This is a genomic window from Ruegeria sp. AB10 (genome assembly GCF_056542745.1).
Genome location: NZ_JBQGAI010000005.1, coordinates 253077 through 270916, shown reverse-complemented (window position 1 = coordinate 270916; position 17840 = coordinate 253077). Strand labels below are relative to the sequence as shown.

13 protein-coding genes are annotated in these 17840 nt (G+C 60.9%); 7 read left to right on the top strand and 6 right to left on the bottom strand.

Going from position 1 to position 17840, the window contains the following annotated elements:
- Nucleotides 1-311 precede the first annotated feature (311 nt).
- Nucleotides 312-2675 (top strand): mechanosensitive ion channel family protein, encoded by a 2364-nt coding sequence (locus ACR0NT_RS12695; protein WP_170672407.1) that lies wholly within the window; start codon nt 312-314, stop codon nt 2673-2675.
- An 88-nt stretch (nt 2676-2763) separates the two neighbouring features.
- Here the strand turns inward: ACR0NT_RS12695 and ACR0NT_RS12690 are convergent, their stop codons facing one another.
- From ACR0NT_RS12690 to ACR0NT_RS12670, 5 genes are read right to left on the bottom strand one after another with little or no spacing between them, the layout of a single operon-like run.
- Nucleotides 2764-4119: a CoA transferase gene (locus tag ACR0NT_RS12690; RefSeq protein ID WP_170672406.1), complete on the bottom strand. Its 1356-nt coding sequence runs from the start codon at nt 4117-4119 to the stop codon at nt 2764-2766.
- The gene (locus tag ACR0NT_RS12685; protein ID WP_170445697.1) at nt 4116-5270 is read right to left on the bottom strand and encodes an ABC transporter permease; all 1155 of its coding nucleotides are present in this window, start codon (nt 5268-5270) and stop codon (nt 4116-4118) included. Before ACR0NT_RS12685 ends, ACR0NT_RS12690 begins: the two co-directional genes overlap by 4 nt.
- The gene (locus tag ACR0NT_RS12680; protein WP_170332988.1) at nt 5267-6295 is read right to left on the bottom strand and encodes an ABC transporter permease; all 1029 of its coding nucleotides are present in this window, start codon (nt 6293-6295) and stop codon (nt 5267-5269) included. Before ACR0NT_RS12680 ends, ACR0NT_RS12685 begins: the two co-directional genes overlap by 4 nt.
- Before the next feature lie 14 nt (nt 6296-6309).
- Nucleotides 6310-8220 (bottom strand): ABC transporter substrate-binding protein, encoded by a 1911-nt coding sequence (locus tag ACR0NT_RS12675; protein WP_170672404.1) that lies wholly within the window; start codon nt 8218-8220, stop codon nt 6310-6312.
- A complete protein-coding gene (locus ACR0NT_RS12670; RefSeq protein ID WP_170445692.1) occupies nt 8213-9985 on the bottom strand; it encodes an ABC transporter ATP-binding protein in 1773 nt (590 codons plus the stop codon). Before ACR0NT_RS12670 ends, ACR0NT_RS12675 begins: the two co-directional genes overlap by 8 nt.
- A gap of 233 nt (nt 9986-10218) precedes the next feature.
- Here ACR0NT_RS12670 and ACR0NT_RS12665 point away from each other — a divergent pair, with 233 nt between their 5' ends.
- The 6 genes from ACR0NT_RS12665 to ACR0NT_RS12640 all read left to right on the top strand — a co-directional run bounded on the left by ACR0NT_RS12665 (nt 10219) and on the right by ACR0NT_RS12640 (nt 17399).
- The gene (locus ACR0NT_RS12665) at nt 10219-10716 is read left to right on the top strand and encodes a class I SAM-dependent methyltransferase (RefSeq protein ID WP_170672402.1); all 498 of its coding nucleotides are present in this window, start codon (nt 10219-10221) and stop codon (nt 10714-10716) included.
- Nucleotides 10717-10732: 16 nt separating this feature from the next.
- Nucleotides 10733-11362 carry a glutathione S-transferase gene (locus ACR0NT_RS12660; RefSeq protein ID WP_170672400.1) on the top strand — a complete coding sequence of 210 codons (630 nt, stop codon included), beginning with the start codon at nt 10733-10735 and terminating at the stop codon, nt 11360-11362.
- 111 nt (nt 11363-11473) lie between these two features.
- The gene (locus ACR0NT_RS12655; RefSeq protein ID WP_170672398.1) at nt 11474-13876 is read left to right on the top strand and encodes a GcvT family protein; all 2403 of its coding nucleotides are present in this window, start codon (nt 11474-11476) and stop codon (nt 13874-13876) included.
- A gap of 2 nt (nt 13877-13878) precedes the next feature.
- Nucleotides 13879-15423: a trimethylamine methyltransferase family protein gene (locus tag ACR0NT_RS12650; protein WP_480443176.1), complete on the top strand. Its 1545-nt coding sequence runs from the start codon at nt 13879-13881 to the stop codon at nt 15421-15423.
- Entirely contained in the window at nt 15424-16098 is a 675-nt protein-coding gene (locus tag ACR0NT_RS12645; protein WP_170445679.1) for a TetR/AcrR family transcriptional regulator, read from the top strand.
- On the top strand, nt 16095-17399 hold the full coding sequence (locus ACR0NT_RS12640; protein ID WP_170672396.1) for an FAD-dependent oxidoreductase: 1305 nt from the start codon (nt 16095-16097) through the stop codon (nt 17397-17399). Before ACR0NT_RS12645 ends, ACR0NT_RS12640 begins: the two co-directional genes overlap by 4 nt.
- A gap of 34 nt (nt 17400-17433) precedes the next feature.
- Here ACR0NT_RS12640 and ACR0NT_RS12635 read toward each other — a convergent pair whose 3' ends face one another.
- Entirely contained in the window at nt 17434-17793 is a 360-nt protein-coding gene (locus ACR0NT_RS12635; RefSeq protein ID WP_480443173.1) for a DUF3307 domain-containing protein, read from the bottom strand.
- Nucleotides 17794-17840 lie beyond the last annotated feature (47 nt).

The window sequence follows — 17840 nt, the reverse complement described above, 5'->3', positions numbered from 1 at the left end:
GTTACCGTATATTCTTTGCCGCCGCTTGCCAAAGGGGGTGACGATATTGTGCAAATTCGACAAGCATTGCGAAATGGCAACATTCGGCGCTTTTGGCTTTGCGGACCTATCCAAGCCCTGATGCCGCCATTCCTTCCGGTTTACCGGGTTGGTCATATTCAGTTTTTTCAAGGTTGCAAACACCCAAGTCGCCAGCATTGCAGCGGGAACACGAAATGACACGATCTTGGGAAGAGAAAGGCTGAATATTTGAATACACTCAGGAGCTTCGGTAACCTGTGGAGCATCACTCGGATTGGGCGAATAACTCGATGAAACTCAAACTTCTTGCTGGAATGGTCCTGCTGATCTGGGCATTTGCAGCGGCCTTTGTCACCGGAGCGTCGGCGCAGACGTCTTTGATCCCGGGATACAATTCGGGTTCCGAGGCCGACACAAGCACCGAGAGCGATCTGGCCGCAGCGATACGCGCCGCGACCGAGGCCGGCGCCAGCGTGATCGTCATCGACAGCGCGGGGCAGGTCGTGTCCTCAGGCGATGCCGGCGCCGCAGCGGATGAACCCCATGATCCGATGGCCGAAGGCTCGCAGTTGATGAAGGCGCAGGAGAGGTTCTCGAAATTCCGCGAGTCCATGGAATCGCGCCTGCAGGCGTTGCCCTATTCGATCTTCGAAGTGCAGTACATCCTGCGCCAGACCAGCCCCGACGGCCGCATTCAGACCTATGTCGAGGTCCTGCTGTTGAATATTCTGCTTTTGCTGATGGGGCGCTGGCTGTCCACCGAGATTTACGGCAAGCGCATGGCCAAAAAGCTGGTTGTGGCGCGGTCCAAGGAAAATCCGCAAGGCTATCGCGAAAAGATGCCGTTTCTGGTGTTCCGGTTCTTCATGGGGATCGGTGCCACCGTCTTTGCGATGCTCATGGCCCTGATCGTGGGGTACCTGTTCTTTGGTGAGGCCGAGGATATCTCGATCCAGTTCACGGTTACGGCGATTTTTACGGCGTTTTTTCTGTCGCGCACGGTGTCCGACCTGTGGCGCATGGTGCTGTCGCCTTACCTGAGCCAATATCGCCTGCCGCCCTTTTCCGACCGGGATGCGAAACGGCTGTATTTCTGGGCCTCGGCGCTTGCGACCTATGACATTTCGGTGGTGCTGTTTGCGACCTGGGTGGCGGATTTCGGGCTCAACTATAACGTCTATGCCATGGTCTATGGCAGCCTGACCATGTTCGGCGCGCTGGGCAATGTTCTGATGATCCTGTTCAATGCCCGCGCCATTTCCAACGCCATACGCGGTGGACGGGCACCGGATGAGGTGTCGTGGATCGTGCGCTTCATCTCCTTCGCATGGGCGCCTGTTCTGATCGTCTACATCGTATTCAGCTGGTTCAAACTGGCGGTCGATCTGGTGCTGGAGAACGAGAACTCGTTGCCGATCGTGGCCAGCAGCTATGCGATCTTCATGTCGGTGGTCGTGGCCTATGGGGCGATGAACTACCTGCTTGAGCGTTACTTCGACCGCAACCGCCAGATCGAGGAGATGAACGCCGAAGACGAGGCCCCGGAAGAGGTCGGCGAACCGGTGGAAACCATCGAGGCCGAGGTCCGCAGGCACAGCATGCTAACCTATGAGGATCTGGCCCGTCGTGTGGCTGGCATTCTGGCCTTTGTGGTTGGCCTCTACGCCCTTGTCGTGATCTGGAACCCCGAAGCCAGCTGGAGCGAGGATCTGCCGGTCGGGCGGGCTTTGGACGTGATGGTCATCCTGTTCATCGGCTACATCCTGTTCCACTTTTTCCGCATCTGGATCGACACGAAAATCGCCGAAGAGATCGACGATGGCGGTGAAGAGGCGGAACTGGGTGATGAAGGTGGGGAAGGCGGACAAAGCCGTCTGGCCACGCTGCTGCCGCTGTTCCGCGGAGCGATCCTGGCGGTGGTCGTTGTCACCATCGTTCTGATCGTGCTGATGGAGTTGGGTATCAATGTCAGCCCGCTGTTTGCGGGCGCCGGCGTGGTGGGTCTGGCCGTCGGCTTCGGATCGCAGACGTTGGTGCGGGACATCTTTTCGGGTGCGTTCTTCCTGTTGGATGATGCGTTCCGAAAAGGGGAATATATCGATATTGGCGATGTGAAGGGGACGGTCGAGAAGATCTCGGTCCGGTCGTTCCAGCTGCGCCACCATCTGGGCGCGCTGAACACGATCCCGTTTGGTGAGATCAAGGTGCTGACCAACTATTCCCGCGACTGGGTGATCATGAAGCTGCCGCTGCGCGTGACCTACGACACGGATGTCGAGAAGGTGCGCAAACTGATCAAGAAACTGGGGCAGGAATTGCTGAGCGATCCGGTGATCGGTGAGAACTTTATCCAGCCGCTGAAATCGCAGGGTGTGATCGAGATGCAGGATTCCGCGATGATCATCCGGGTCAAATTCATGACCAAGCCCGGTGATCAATGGTTGGTGCGCAAGAAGGTGTATCAGGACATCCGGGAACTGTTCGCGCGCGAAGGCATCAAGTTTGCGCATCGCGAGGTCACCGTGCGTCTGGCCGAGGGCAAGGAGCAGGAAGATCTTTCGCCGAAACAACGTGAAGCGGTGACCGGCGCGGTGCAGGCTGCGATAGACGAGGACTATCTGGACGATATCGGCCCCGGGGGCGATGACCGCTAGGGGCGGCTCCCGCCCCTTTGGATTGCGTCTCTGACGAGACGCCACCCAAAGCGTTGGGCCAAGCCGCGCGTGCCGCGCGGCGGGGGCGTCAGGTGAGCAGCGATGGCCAGACCGGTTGGGAGGTGCCCAGTTTCGCGGCGGGCAAGGGCCAGGACATCTGCGCGGCACCAACGGTCAAAGCGGGTTTCAGGCGGTGGCCTGTTCCCCAACCCGACTCTTCGGGCTTTTGCGAATAGTCGGCGGGCGATGCGCCCGTAATGTCGCTGTCGGCTTCGGTTTTGGCCAGTGCGGCCAGCAACTCTGCCGTTCGGGCTAGTGACAGTTGGGCCAGCATGATGGAGTTGCCAGAGGCAGCCTCGGCCAGTGCGGACAAGACGGCCGCGGCCATCAGGTAGCCCGTCGCGTGGTCCAGCGCCTGCACCGGCAGCGGTGTCGGCTTGTCGGCCTTGGCCCAGGCACGGCCCGCATCCGCGATCCCTGCACTCATCTGCACGAGACTGTCAAAGCCGCGTCTGGTGGACCACGGACCCTGCCAGCCATAGGCGTTCAGGGTGACCTCGACCCGGTTTGGCGCCAGCTCATCGCGTTTGATCTTGGTCAGGCCAAGCGCATCCAGCGCACCGGGCCGGTAGCCGTGGACGAAGACATCCGCCTGCGCAAGCAGGTCCTGCAGTTTTTTCACGCCGTCGGGCGATTTCAGGTTCAGATAGGCGCAGTGCTTGCCCAGAGAAATATCCGGGATGACGCCGGGTTCGTCCCATCCGGGCGGGTCGATACGCAGAACATCGGCGCCAAATCCCGCCAGTGTTCGGGTTGAGACCGGCCCTGCCAGCACTCGCGTCAGGTCCAGAACACGCAGGCCTGCCAAGGGGCGGCTGGCCGTGGCCTGCGGGCGGTCGCGCAGCGTGATGTGCCTTGGGTTCTGCCAGCCGATAAGCGGGTCGCGGGACACAGAACGCCCCTGTGGATGTTCCAGCCATTCCGCGCGGCTGCGCATGGCGGCAGCAACGCCGCCCTCGGCCACAATCGCGGTTTCCAGATCAGAGATCGACCACTCTTTCAAGGCTTGTGCCACGGCGTCCCGATTGCCCTGAACACTCAGAACCTTTAGCGCTGCCGCCTTGTGGCGCGGCAGGTTGGTGTGCAGCCTGATCCAGCCGTCCAAGGCCTGATAATCCCCCGCCACGGCATCCCAGAGGCTGGGCATCTCCCAACCATCCGGCTTGAACGAAAACCCGTACCAGAGCGAGGCTAGCCGGTGGTCGACCGAAATCTCGGGCGCGGTGGGTGCAAGGTTCAGAGCAGCCACGAGACGTGCCAGTTCCTGACCAACGGCGGCAAAGCTGGCCGTGGCCAGCTCCGATACGGCAAACGCGCTGGGCCGCGCACCCTTGCCGGTTGTCGTATAGCTGTCAGCGGCGGGAAGGGCGGAAAACAGGCTCATTGCTGGTAGGGGTCCAGACTGTCGCGCAGACCGTCACCGAGGAAGTTGAAGGCCAGTACGACAACGATGATCGGCAGCATCGGGATGGCCGTCCACGGGTAAATCTCGATCGAAGCCAGATTCTGCGCGTCGTTCAGCATCACACCCCAACTGACCGCCGGTGCCCGCAAGCCCAGACCCAGGAAGCTGAGCGCGGTTTCCCCAAGGATCATCGCCGGGATCGACAAGGTGGCCGAGGCGATAAGGTGAGACATGAAGTTCGGCAACAGATGCTTGCGGATCACCCGGCCCGAGCTTGCGCCCATCATCTCGGCCGCGCGCACGTATTCCTCTTCGCGCAGCGACAGGAATTTGGCGCGCACAGAGCGGGCGAGGCCGGGCCAGTCGAGGATGCCAAGGATGATCGAGATGATGAAGAACACCGCCACCGGGCTCCAGTTCGACGGTACCGCAGCTGACAGGGCCAGCCACAGGGGCAGTTCCGGCAGTGAACGCAGAACTTCGATCACGCGGTTGATGACCCAGTCGATCTTGCCGCCGAAGTACCCGGCTATCGAACCGAAAAAGATGCCCAGAACGAAAGACACGGTGATGCCGATCAGACCCACGGTCAGCGACAGCTGCGCGCCATAGAGGATGCGGCTGAAGACGTCCCGGCCCAGACGATCCGAGCCCCACAGGAACAGCGTCGCCCCTTCGGGCGCGCAGAACAGGTGGGTGTCCGACTTGATCAGGCCGGCGAGTTTGTATTCAGCCCCTTCACAGAAGAACTTGATCGCGCGGGGGTCCTCCAAGTCGGGGACAAATTTCCATTGGAATGTCTCAAGATCGGCCTCGGCCACAATCGGATAGACGTGGGGGCCGATGAATTCGCCCTCGTGGAACCAGCTGATGCTTTGCGGTGGGGCATAAAGGTGCTCTCCGTTCCGTTCATTCGGACCATAAGGCGCAATGAACCCCGCAAAGGGCAACATCAGGTAGCACAGCAGCAGGAAAATGCCCGAGATCAGGCCAAGCTTGTGGGTGCGGAACTTGCGCCAGACCAACACCCAGTTGGGCGCGTCCAGATCGGCGCGCTCAAGCTGTTGCAGGGCGACATCCGGGTCATAAGGGGCATCGTCAACATATCGGTCGTCAGGGCGTTGGGTCATGCTTCGCGCCCCTCGTACCGGATGCGCGGGTCGAGCATGACCAGCAGGATGTCGGATATCATGGTGCCGATCAGGGTCAGCAGCGCCACGAACATCAGGATGAAGGCGGACAGGAACTGATCTTGCGTTTTCAGCGCCGTCAGCAGGGTTGGGCCGATGGTCTGCAGGCCCAGAACCACCGAGACCAGAACCGAGCCGGACACCATCGAGGGCAGAAGGTTGCCGATATCGGCCACGAACGGGTTGAAGGCCACGCGCAGCGGGTATTTTGTCAGCATCCGCGACGGGGCCATGCCCTTGGCGATGGCGGTTTCCACGTAAGGTTTGCCCAGTTCATCCAGCATATTGGCCCGCAGACGCTGCATCATCGCCGAGGCGCCGGACGTGCCGATCACAAAGGTCGGAACGATCAGGTGGACAAGGATGGATTTGAATTTGTCCCAGCTCATCGGCAGGCCTTCGTAAACCGGGTCCATCAGGCCGCCGATGGGCAGGTTGAAATAGCGGTGGCCGTAGTAGAACAGGATCAGCGCCAGCAGAAAGTTCGGCGTCGCCAGCCCCAGATACCCCACAAAGGCCGAGGTGTAGTCGATCCACGTCCGCGACCGCGCCGCAGCAATCACACCCAGGGGCAGCGCCACCGCATAGACAAACAGGATCGCCGCCAGATTGACCACTACGGTCAGCCACAGCGTATCGCCCACGATCTCGGCCACGGGGCGGTCGAACTCGAAGGACCAGCCATAGTTGCCTTGCAGCAACCCCTCGAACCCGTGCGGGCCGGGCCAGAAACCCATCCAGATCAGGTATTGCTCCCAAATCGGGCGGTCCAGCGCGTATTCCGTGCGCAGAAACTCGGCCTTGGCCACACCGGCGGACTGGCCCGATGCCTGCAATTCGGCGATCTGGTTGCTGAGGTAGTCTCCGGGCGGCAGGTTGATGATCACGAAGATCAGAACCGACACCACCAGCAGCGTCAGCAGCATCGTGAAAAAGCGATAGACTGCATAGCGCAGCATGACCATTTAGCTGCTCCTGCTCAGTCGGCGAAGAAGAATTCGTCCGGCCGGTGAATGCCGAAATGCGCGCCGGGCTCCCACGCCCACATGGCCTGTTCCGGCACGTTGCGCAGACGGTTCGAAACCACGATCGGCTGCGGCGCGCCGTTCAGGATGCCGATGGCAAAAAGCTGGTCGGCGTGGATGTTCAGCATCTCGGTCCAGACCGCCTTACGTTCGTCATCGGTGGTGGCGACCTCCCAATCATGGGCCAATTGCATCAGGCGTTCGGCCTCGGGCATGTCGGGCGCTTCGCCCACATCGCCGCCGGTCTGGTAATACTGACCCCATTTGGGCCAGGCCAGAAACACCTGATCGGTTGGTGCCAGATAGGCAGGCGAGGTATGGGCCTGCGGGATACCGTCATCCCAGCCGAACCAGACCGAGGCCATGGTGTTGCCCGCAAACACACGGTTGCGCAGGATGTCCCGGTCCAGCGGACGCATCACCAGATCGATACCGATCTCGCGCCAGGTGTCGGTGACGATCTGCAACGCGTTCTCGACCTCTTGCCGCTCACCGGCGGTTTCGATGATCAGCTCCATCGGGCGGCCATCGGGCAGCAGGCGGATGCCGTTCTTGTTGCGTTGGGTCAGACCGACCTCATCCAGCAGGGCGTTGGCCTGTTCGATATCGAACTGGGCCCAAGCCTGTGCGTTTTCCTCGCTATAGAACGGGGACGCGGGCAAAACCGACATGGCCCCCGGATGAGCCAGTTTGAAATAGAGCGCCTGGTTGATCGTCTTGCGGTCGATGGCCAGCGACAGGGCGCGGCGCACGCGTACATCGCGCAGCACCTCGCGCCAGCCGTCATCGGCAAAGTTCAGGTTCGGATAGATCGCAATCTGCGACGCAACTCCGGTCTTCCACAGGCGGGTCTTGTAGTTGCCGACCTCTTCGCCCTTTTTCAGGATCGAGGCATCGCGGAACGCCAGCCCGCGCCCCTGCAAGTCGGCTTCACCGGCATTGGCCTTGGCGGCAACCAGACCGGGGGCAACGATCTCCATCTCGACCACGTCGATATAGGGCAGTTGCACGCCGTTGCTGTCGATGCGGTGGTAATAGGGGTTGCGGACGAAATTATGCCGAATCTTCTTGCCCGAACTGGCGTTCAGCCAGGGCTGCAGCGTCGGCAGCTCGTGGTTGTCGTATTTGTAAAGGTTGTCCAGCTTGTTATGCAGTGCCGCCCAGCTTTTGACACGGGCATCGCTGACCAGAAAAGCAAGCTCTTCGGTGTCGGCATATTGTTCGTGGTATGCTTTCAGAAACGCGGCGGGCCGGTAGATGAAGGGCGGACGTGCCTGCGCCAGCGATTGCAGGAAGTCGGGGTTCGGGTCTTCCCATTCATAAACAACGGTGGTTTCGTCGGGAAAGGACACGGTGGGCAGCTTGCCCTCGACGATCAGGAAATCCGGCGGGCCTGAGGGGCTGAGAAGCTCGTTATTGGCCACATCCTCCCACCAATAGCGGAAATCCTCGGCGGTGAAGGGTGACCCGTCCGACCATTTATGTCCTTCGCGCAGATGCAGCGTGAACTTGCGATTGTCTTCGCTTTCGTATGACTCCAGCAGGTCCGGCACCAGTTCGTAATTCTCGTTGAACCCCACCAACCGGGCATAGCCATAGACAACCATCTGGCGGATGTCCTTGGACCGGGTGACCATGGTGCGCAGCGTGCCGCCCGGGGTCCCGAACTCACGCCCCTTGGCAGCCAGATCGACCACCAAAGGCTCGTCCGGAAGGCGGTCCTGAATGGGGGGCAGATGCCCGGCCTTTACTTCGGTGGCCCAGAATTCTCCTTCCACAGGGGTGGGGGTGTCCGCCGTGGCGGGCAGCATCCATGCGGCGGCCAGCGTGGCAGCCAGAAACAAGGGGCGAGTGGTCTTAAACATGGCATCTTACCTTATGGCCGGGCTCCATCTCTACCAATGAAGGTATCACGGAGTCGGTAAATCGGAAGGCGTCATCCCAACTGTCTGGCGAACCTGCGCCCAAAGCAACCAGTTTCAGGTCGATGGGGCGGTTGATGTCAGGTTCTGGCTGAGCGGCAATCAGCGCCTTGGTATAGGGGTGGCGGGGATTATAGAAAAGCGTTTCGGGCGGGGCCTGTTCAACCACCAGCCCCCGGCGCATCACGGCAACTTCGTCGGCGATGCGCGCCACGACGGCAAGGTCGTGCGAGATGAAGAAATAGGACAGGTTCAGGCTGTCCTGCAGATTCTCAAGCAGCGTCAGGATCTGTTCCTGCACCGAGACATCCAGCGCCGAGGTCGGCTCGTCGCAGACGATCAGTTGCGGGTCCAGCATCATGGCGCGTGCAATCGACAGGCGCTGACGCTGACCACCGGAGAAAGCGTGTGGATAGCGTTTCAGCATGTCGGCGTTCAGCCCGACCCGTTGCAACATCTCGGCCGCCTTGTCCCGCTGCTCCGAAGTTGATCCGATATTGTGAATCTCCAGCGGCTCGGTCATCGCGTCCTGAATGCGCATCCGGGGGCTGAGTGAGCTGTACGGGTCCTGAAACACCATCTGCGCCTTGCGTTGAAAGGCGGTGCGCTGGGCGCGGGTCATATGGTGCACGGTGATCGGGTCGGCGTCTGGTGACGTCCGGAACAAGACCTCTCCGCCGCGATCGGGCGGTTCGGCGCCTAGCGCGATACGGGCTGCGGTGGTTTTGCCCGACCCGCTTTCGCCGACGATGGCCAGCGTCTTGCCGCGCGCCAGATTCAGGTCGACGCCGCGGCAGGCATGGATCAGCTTATCGCCCTGCCAGCCCTTGCTGGAGCGCATGGTGTAGGTTTTCGACACGCCCTTCATCTGCAGGATCAGGTCTTCGTCGGGCATGGGGATGCCAACGGAATCCTCGTCCGGAATCTCGGGCGCGGCATTGAACAGCTGCTGCGTATAGGGATGCGCGGGCGCAGTCAGGATGGGGGCGGCGGCGCCGGCCTCCATCACGCGGCCCTTGTGCATGACGACGACCTGCTCGGCCATATTGGCAACCACGCCCAGATCGTGCGTGACCAGGATAAGGGCCATGCCGGTCTCGCGCTGCAGTTCTTTGATCAGGCCCAGCACCTGCGCCTGTGTCGTCACGTCAAGCGCGGTGGTCGGCTCATCCGCAATCAGCAATTCCGGCTTGGACACCATTGCCATCGCAATCATGGCGCGCTGGCGCATGCCGCCGGACAACTCGAACGGGTAGGAATCGTAGGCGCGCTGGGGGTCGGGAAAGCCCACGCGCTCGAACTGGGTCAGCACCTCTTTGCGGGCCTGCGCCTCGGAGGCGCCACGGTGCAGCCACAGAACCTCGCTGACCTGATTGCCGATCTTGTGCAGCGGCGACAGGGATCGCATCGGCTCCTGAAAGATCATCGAAATGCGGTTGCCGCGAATACCGCGCATCTGCTTTTCGCTGATCCGGGTCAGCTCTTCGGAGCCCTTGGAATCGTTCAGCGTAATTGTACCGCTGCGTATCTGAGCCGTGCGCGGCAAAATCCGCAGCGCCGCCCGGCATGAGATCGTTTTGCCCGATCCGGATTCACCGACCAGGGCCAGCGTCTGCCCGGCCTCGACATCGAAATTGACGCCTTTGACAACGGGCTCACCCGTGCCAAATCCAATGCTCAGATCGCGGACGGACAACAACGCCGTCATGCGGGTGCTCCACCCGGTGGGCCGTAGCTCGGCATGCGCTTGATCAACTCCCCGTGTTTTTTGTCGCAGTTTCGCGCGGTTGGTGTGGGCTAGTCAAACCCGTTCTTGGGGTGAAATGTCGCGGAATTGTGAAACTTACACCAATTTGCCTACACAAAGTCTTGAGGATTTGTCATCAAACGTCCAGTCGGCCCCATCTGACAAGTCGACTGGTATCAAGGAGAAATTTCCCCGTGTCCGACGATCAAAGCCGACTGGATCTGTTCATTGACCGCATGGTGTCGCAACGCGCCTGTCTGGATTTCGCCATTGCCGAAACGCGTGGCATATCGGGGCCGGTGTTCGAGCTGGGGTTGGGCAATGGGCGCACCTATCATCACATGGTGCAATACGTGCAGAACCGCCCTGTCTATGTGTTCGAACGCGCGGTGGCCTCGCATCCGGATTCGACGCCCCCCGAAGATCGCGTGATTCTGGGTGACGTGCGCGAGACGTTGCCCGCCGCGCTGGATCGTTTCGGCGCGACCGCAAGCTTGATCCACGCCGATCTTGGCGGACATAACCGGGAAAAGAACGATGCCTTCGCCCGCTTTGTCTCACCCCTGATCGAGCCCTTGCTGGCCAAGGGCGGGCTGATGGTGTCCAGCGACCGGATGTATTTCGATACGCTGACCGAACTGCCCTTGCCGCCTGACGCCGTTGAGGGGCGGTGCTTCATCTATCGCCGCTGACGCAAAGGGGGGTCTCATGCTGTTTTACGATTGCTCTACCGCCCCGAACCCGCGCCGTGCCCGCATGTTCATCGCGGAAAAAGGGCTGCAGATCGAAACCCGCGACATCTCGATCGCCAAGCGGGAACAACTGAGCAACGCGTTCAAGGCGGTAAACCCAAACGCGACCCTTCCGGTTCTGGTCACCGATGAAGGCACGGTGCTGGCCGAAAACCTCGGTATTGCGGCTTATCTCGAAGCGCGATTTCCCGAGCCGCCACTGATGGGGCGCACCCCGGACGAAAAGGGGCTGGTCCTGATGTGGAACAGCATTGTCGAGCACCACGGCGGCCTGCCGATTGCCGAGACACTGCGCAACACCCACCCCGCCTTTGCCAACCGCGCGATTCCGGGCCCCGAGAATCACCCTCAGATTCCCGAACTGGCGCAACGCGGTGCGGCGCGGGTCGGGCATTTCTTTGACCTGCTGGAAAAGCGGTTGACGGACAGCCGCTATCTTGCGGGGCCGGAGTTCACCCTGGCCGATATCACTGCCTTTGTTTTTGTCGACTTCGCCCGCGTGATCAAGCGGCGGATTCCACAGGAAAACTCGGCCACGCTGGCGTGGTTCGAAACGGTCGCCGCACGGGCCAGTGCTCAGCTTTAAAACGGTGAAATCCCAATGCTGGCTATGCTTGGCTTGAACTGGACATAAATGTCTAGACAGATATGAACAGTGCGTCTAGCGTCCTCTGCGTGTCATGCGGCGGAGGGCAGGATGAAATCTCAGTATCGCGTTGTGGTCATAGGGGGCGGCGTTGTCGGTGCCTCGGTTCTGTATCATCTGGCCAAGTTCGGCTGGTCGGATGTGGTCATGCTGGAACGGCGGCGGCTGGCCTCGGGGTCTTCGTGGCACGCGGCCGGGGGGATTCACGCGCTGAACGCTGACCCCAACATGGCGTCCTTGCAGGCCTATACAATCGACCTGCTCAGCGAGATCGAAAAGGAATCCGGTCAGAATATCGGTCTGCACATGACAGGGGGCCTGACTTTGGCGGGAACACCGGAACGGTGGGAGTGGTTGCAGGCGAATTACCGCATTTTCCAATCCATCGGCATCGACGATTGCGAGTTGCTGTCCCCGGAAGAGGCGCAGAAACGCTGCCCGATCATGTCCACGGATGGTGTGCTGGGTGCGATGTGGGCAGACCGCGAAGGCTATATCGACACAACCGGCACGGTGCAGGCTTATGCGACTGCAGCCAGGAAACGCGGCGCGGAGTACTTCGAAGAAACCAAGGTCGAGGAACTGATCCAGACTGCAGATGGCTGGCAGGTGGTGACCGACCGGGGCACCATTACGTGTGAGCATGTGGTCAATGCGGCGGGTCTCTGGGCCAAGCAGGTGGGCCGGATGGCTGGCATCGAACTGCCGGTCTCGCCGCTGAAGCACCATTATCTGATCACTGATACGGTGCCCGAAGTGGCCGAGGCCGATTTCGAGATGCCGATGACCGTGGACCTCGAAGGGTTCACCTATATGCGGCAGGACCAGAAGGGCGTTTTGGTCGGTATCTACGAGGTGGACCATGAACACTGGGCGATGGACGGCGCGCCGTGGACCTATGGTGAGGAGTTGTTTCAGGAACAGCTCGACCGGATCGAGAACGAGTTGATGCTGGGCTTTGAACGCTACCCGTCAATCCAGAATGTCGGCATCAAGACATGGGTGAACGGCGCGTTTACATTCTCGCCCGATGGTAACCCTCTGGTGGGCCCGGTGCCCGGCAAGCCCGGCTATTGGTCGGCCTGCGCTGTGATGGCGGGTTTCCTGCAGGGCGGTGGCGTTGGCAAGACGCTGGCCGAGTGGATGATCCATGGCGAGCCCGAGGCCGACGCGTGGCCGATGGATGTGGCGCGCTATGGCGACTTCGCGCAGAACAAACGTTATATCCGCGAGACGACGGGCCAGTTCTATTCGCGCCGTTTCGTGATGACCTATCCGAATGAGCAGCTGCCGGCGGGCCGCCCGCTGAAAATGGCCCCGGCGCATGATGCGATGACCGAGGCCGGATGCAAATGGGGCGTCAGCTGGGATTTGGAGGTGCCGCTGTACTTTGCGCCCAAGGGGTTCGATGAAACGCCGACGCTGAAACGTTCGAACGCGCATGACATCGTGGCTGAGGAGTGCAAGGTGATCCGCGAAGGTGTGGGCCTGTTGGATATCTCGGGCTTTTCGCGGTTTGAGGTCAGCGGCCCGAATGCCGAAGTTTGGTTGGACAAGGTCATGGCCTCGAAACTGCCCGCGCCAGGCCGCGCCAAGCTGGCCCCGATGCTGGGTGAGAATGGGCGGCTCAAGGGTGACCTGACCGTGCTCAACTGGGGTGACGGCACGTGGTGGATCATGGGCAGCTACTATCTGCGCGCCTGGCATATGCGGTGGTTCGATGACCACATGATCGACGGCGTCAATATCCGTGATCTGGGTGAGGAATATTGCGGCTTTGCCGTGGTTGGCCCTGAATCGCAGGCTGTGGTCGAGAAACTGGCGGAACAGGATATCTCGGGCCTAAAATTCATGGGGTGTGGCGAATTCGATATCGGTTTGGTGCGTGCTCGCGTCGCGCGCATGTCGGTGACTGGTGAAAAGGGCTATGAGATCAATTGCCGCTATGGCGACCACATCAAACTGCGCCGGATGCTGCTTGAGGCGGGTGCTGATGAGGGCATCCGCGAGTGTGGCTTCAACGCGATGCTTTCGACCCGGTTGGAAAAGAGCTTTGGTATTTGGTCGGCGGAGTTCACCCAGCTTTACACACCGGGCATGACCGGGATGGATCGTTGGATCGACTGGGACAAGGACTTTGTCGGAAAAGAAGCCGCCTTGGCCGAGCGAGACGGCAACGGACCCGCGCAGGTTCAGGTGACGCTTGAGGTGGACGCGCTGGACGCGGATGCCAGCGGGTATGAGCCGATCTGGTCGGGCGACGACCGTGTGGGCTTTGTGACCTCGGGTGGCTACGGGCATTACACCGGCAAGTCGCTGGCGATGGCGCTGGTCAACCGGGACAAGGCCGAACCGGGTACTGAACTGACTGTGCATGTGGTTGGCGTTGAACGGCCCGCACGGGTGATTGCGCCCTCACCATACGATCCGCAAGGCAAGGCGATGAGGGGTTGATGATGATCTCGCAAACCTCTGAACGCGGCAGGCGGCGGCGCGGGGCCGAGGCCGCGCCTCCGCCCACGCGCGACGTGAACTATCGCCAGCTCAGGAATCCCTTCCCGCAGATGGAAGTGTTTCCGGCGGATCAGATCGCGGACATGCACGAGACATCCTTGCGCACGCTTGAGGAGTTGGGGGTGAAGGTTCTGTTGCCCGAAGCCCGCCGAATCTTTGCCGCAGGCGGAGCGCGCGTGGATGAAGGCACCGAGATGGTCTTCATCGGGCGCGATATGGTCGAGGCGGCTGTTGCTTCGGCACCCAAGTCGATCGCTTGCCGCGCGGGTGCCCGCCATCGCGACTTCACGCTGGAACTGGGCAGTCTGGTGTTCCAGCCGGGGGCGGGGGCGCCAAACGCGACCGATCTGGAACGGGGCCGCCGCCCCGCAACCGGGCAGGACTATCTGGACTTCCTGAAGCTCACGCATCATTTCGACGTGTTCCAGATGATCTCGCCGCAGGTCGAACCGCAAGACGTGCCGACCCATATGCGTCACTACTTTACGACGCAGGCGCAGATGGAGCTGACGGACAAATTCCCGTTCTTCTTCTCGCGCGGGACGCCGCAGGTGTTGGATTGCTTTGAGATGCTGTCCACCGCGCGGGGGCTGTCGGATGATGAATTCCGCGGCAACGCGCATTGTTACACGATCATCAACACCAACAGCCCGCGGACGCTGGATATCCCAATGGCGCAAGGCCTGATTGACTTTGCGCGCCACGGTCAGATGTCGATCATCACGCCCTTTACCCTGATGGGTGCGATGGCGCCGATCACGGCGGCAGGCGCAATTACCCTGTCCCATGCTGAAGCGCTGGCGGCGTTGACACTGACCCAACTGACCAACCCCGGCGCGCCTGTGTGCTATGGGACTTTCACCAGCAATGTGGACATGAAATCGGGCGCGCCTGCCTTTGGCACGCCCTCGCATTTTCAGGCGTCGCTGGCGGCGGGGCAATTGGCGCGGCATCTGGGGCTGCCCTGGCGATCCGCAGCCGGGTCAGCGTCGAATATCAACGATGTGCAGGCCGCCAACGAAAACCAGTTCGGTCTCTGGGGCTGTCTGATGGCGGGGGCGACGGTGATCATCCACTCGGCCGGTTGGCTCGAAGGCGGGCTGACCGTGTCTTTCGAAAAGCTGGTCTGCGATGCCGAGGTGCTGAACATGGTCGCCGAGCTTTGCGCCGGGGCGCAGGCCGGAACTGCCGAGATCGGCTTTGACACCGCCCTGCGCGAAGTCGAACCCGGTGGGCACTTCTTCGCCTCAAGCCAGACGATGGAACGCTACAATACCGAGTTCTACCAGCCGCACGTCCATGACTATGCCAATTTCGGCACCTGGGCCGAGCGCGGATCGGTCGATGCCAATCACCGCGCGACCGGTGTCTGGAAGGGCATTCTGAACGACTTCAAGCCGCCCACCGTTGACACTGACCGGCTGGGGGCCTTGCAGGACTTCATCACGCGCCGTACCGCCGAAGGCGGCGCGCCACCGGAGAGTTGAATGAACACCAAACCGATCCTGCACAGGGACGACCCCAAGGCTGAACCTCTGGTCGGCAACACCAAGGTCACGCGTGATGATTGGCTGAACGTGGCGATGGATGTGCTGATCTCGGACGGGGTGGACCAGATCAAGGTGCTGAGCCTGGCCGAGCGGATGGCGGTCTCGCGGTCCTCGTTCTATTGGTACTTCAAGTCCCGGCAAGAGTTGCTGGACGCTTTGCTGTCCCGCTGGCAGGCCACGAATACGGCCGGATTGGTCGCGCAGGCCGAGGCCCCGGCCGATACCATCACGGCAGCGGTCTGCAATGTGCATCGCTGCGTGGTGAACACGGATCTGTTCGATACGGCGCTGGATTTTGCCGTGCGGGACTGGGCGCGCAAATCGGGCAAGGTGCGACGCGCGCTGGATCAGTCGGACGCGCGCCGGCTCGAGGCGCTGCACGCCATGTTCGCGCGCTTTGGATATTCCGAGGTCGAGGCCGAAACCCGTGCCCGCGTGCTGTATTACATGCAGATCGGTTATGATCTGGCCCAGCTGAACGAGCCGATGGAGACGCGGCTGCAGATGGTGCCGCACTATCTTTACGTATTCACCGGAGTCGAACCCCGCCCCGAGGAAGTCGAAGAATTCAGCGCCTATTCAAAGCGCTATTGGGAAGGAGCAAAAGAATGAGCCAACCAGACGCAATCATCATCGGCACCGGCGTCATCGGTGCCGCCATCGCGTTCGAAATGGCCAAGGCCGGTTGGAACACCCTGTCGCTGGACCGCAATTCTCAGGTCGGCCATGGCTCGACCGCCGGGTCCTGCGCGATCATCCGGATGCATTATTCGACCTTCGACGGCACCGCTTTTGCGTGGGAGGGCTATCACTATTGGCGCGATTGGGGCGCATATCTGGGCCTGCCCGCCGATGCCAATCTGGCGCAGTTCCGCGAGACGGGATGCCTGGTGATGAAAACTGACGCCAACGGGATGTTGGAAAAGCACATGAAGAACAGCGCCGATCTGGACTGCCCGTTCGAGGAATGGTCGGCTGAAAAGATCACCGAACGCTTGCCGGTCTATTCTCTGGACAGTTTCGCGCCGCCGCGCCGCATGGATGACCCGGAGTTTGGCCAGCCCAACGGGCGCAAGATGCTGGGTGGGGTGTATTGGCCTCAGGCGGGCTATGTCACCGATCCGGCCTTGTCGGCGCAAAACCTGATGGATGCGGCGAAACAGCATGGGGCCGCGCTGCGCACCGGCGCCGAGGTGGTCGAAATCCTGACCGAAGGCGGGCGCGTGGCCGGAGTCAAACTGGCCTCGGGTGAGGAAATCCACGCCAAGGTCGTGGTGAATGTGGCCGGGCCGGGCTCGGCGATCATCAACAAGATGGCGGGCGTGCTTGGGGATATGACCATCGAAACCCGCCCCCTGCGGCAGGAGGTGGTACACGTCCCCGCGCCCGAAGGGTTCGATTTCGAAAATGACGGCACCATCGTGTCGGACAGTGACATCGCCTGTTACTGCCGCCCCGAGCACGGGAATCACATTCTGGTCGGTTCGGAAGATCCGGAATGCGATCCGCATCAGTGGTGTGAGGATGACGTGCACTACAATCACGACTTCACCGATCAATGGACGACGCAAGCCATGCGCTACGCGCAGCGGGTGCCCAGCCTTGGCATTCCGTCCAAAACCCGTGGCGTGGTGGACCTGTATGACGCCTCGACCGACTGGATTCCGATCTATGACAAATCCAGCCTGTCGGGGTTCTACATGGCCTGCGGCACCAGCGGGAACCAGTACAAGAACGCGCCTATCGCGGGCAAGATGATGGCGGCCCTGATTGGCTATTGCGAGGGCGGGGCAGATCACGATGCCCAGCCGCTGCAGTTTGAACTGCCCTATATCAAGCGGATGATCGATGTGGGCTTCTATTCCCGCAAACGTCCGATCAACGAGGAAAGCAGTTTTTCCGTATTGGGTTGACCGGTTTAGGAAAACGCCGCGGATACAGTGCCGGTCAGGCGGCGAAACTCACCCAGGCCCAGACCATCGCGACATAGGTCAGGTTGTGCATGAGCTGATCCAGCCCGGTTGCACGCCAAAAGGCGGCCTGCTCGGGTGACAGCTGTTTCTTGTCCGAATAGCTGGCTTTGGCAAAGTCGATATTGAAATGTACGATCCATTCCAATGCGGCAATGATCAGGATGAAGGACCACGGTGCCCCGAACAGCAGAAAGACGGCAACCGATCCCAGAACATGCACGCCAGCATGTTGTGCGCGGCCCCAGTGGAAATACTGACCACGGCCGGACAACATCTTCGGCGTCTGGAGGTAATAGTCCGCAAACATATGTTTGATCTGCAATAAGCAGATCATCAATAGCACCGCGCCTATGCTGGCAGTCAAATTGGTCCTCCCGATAT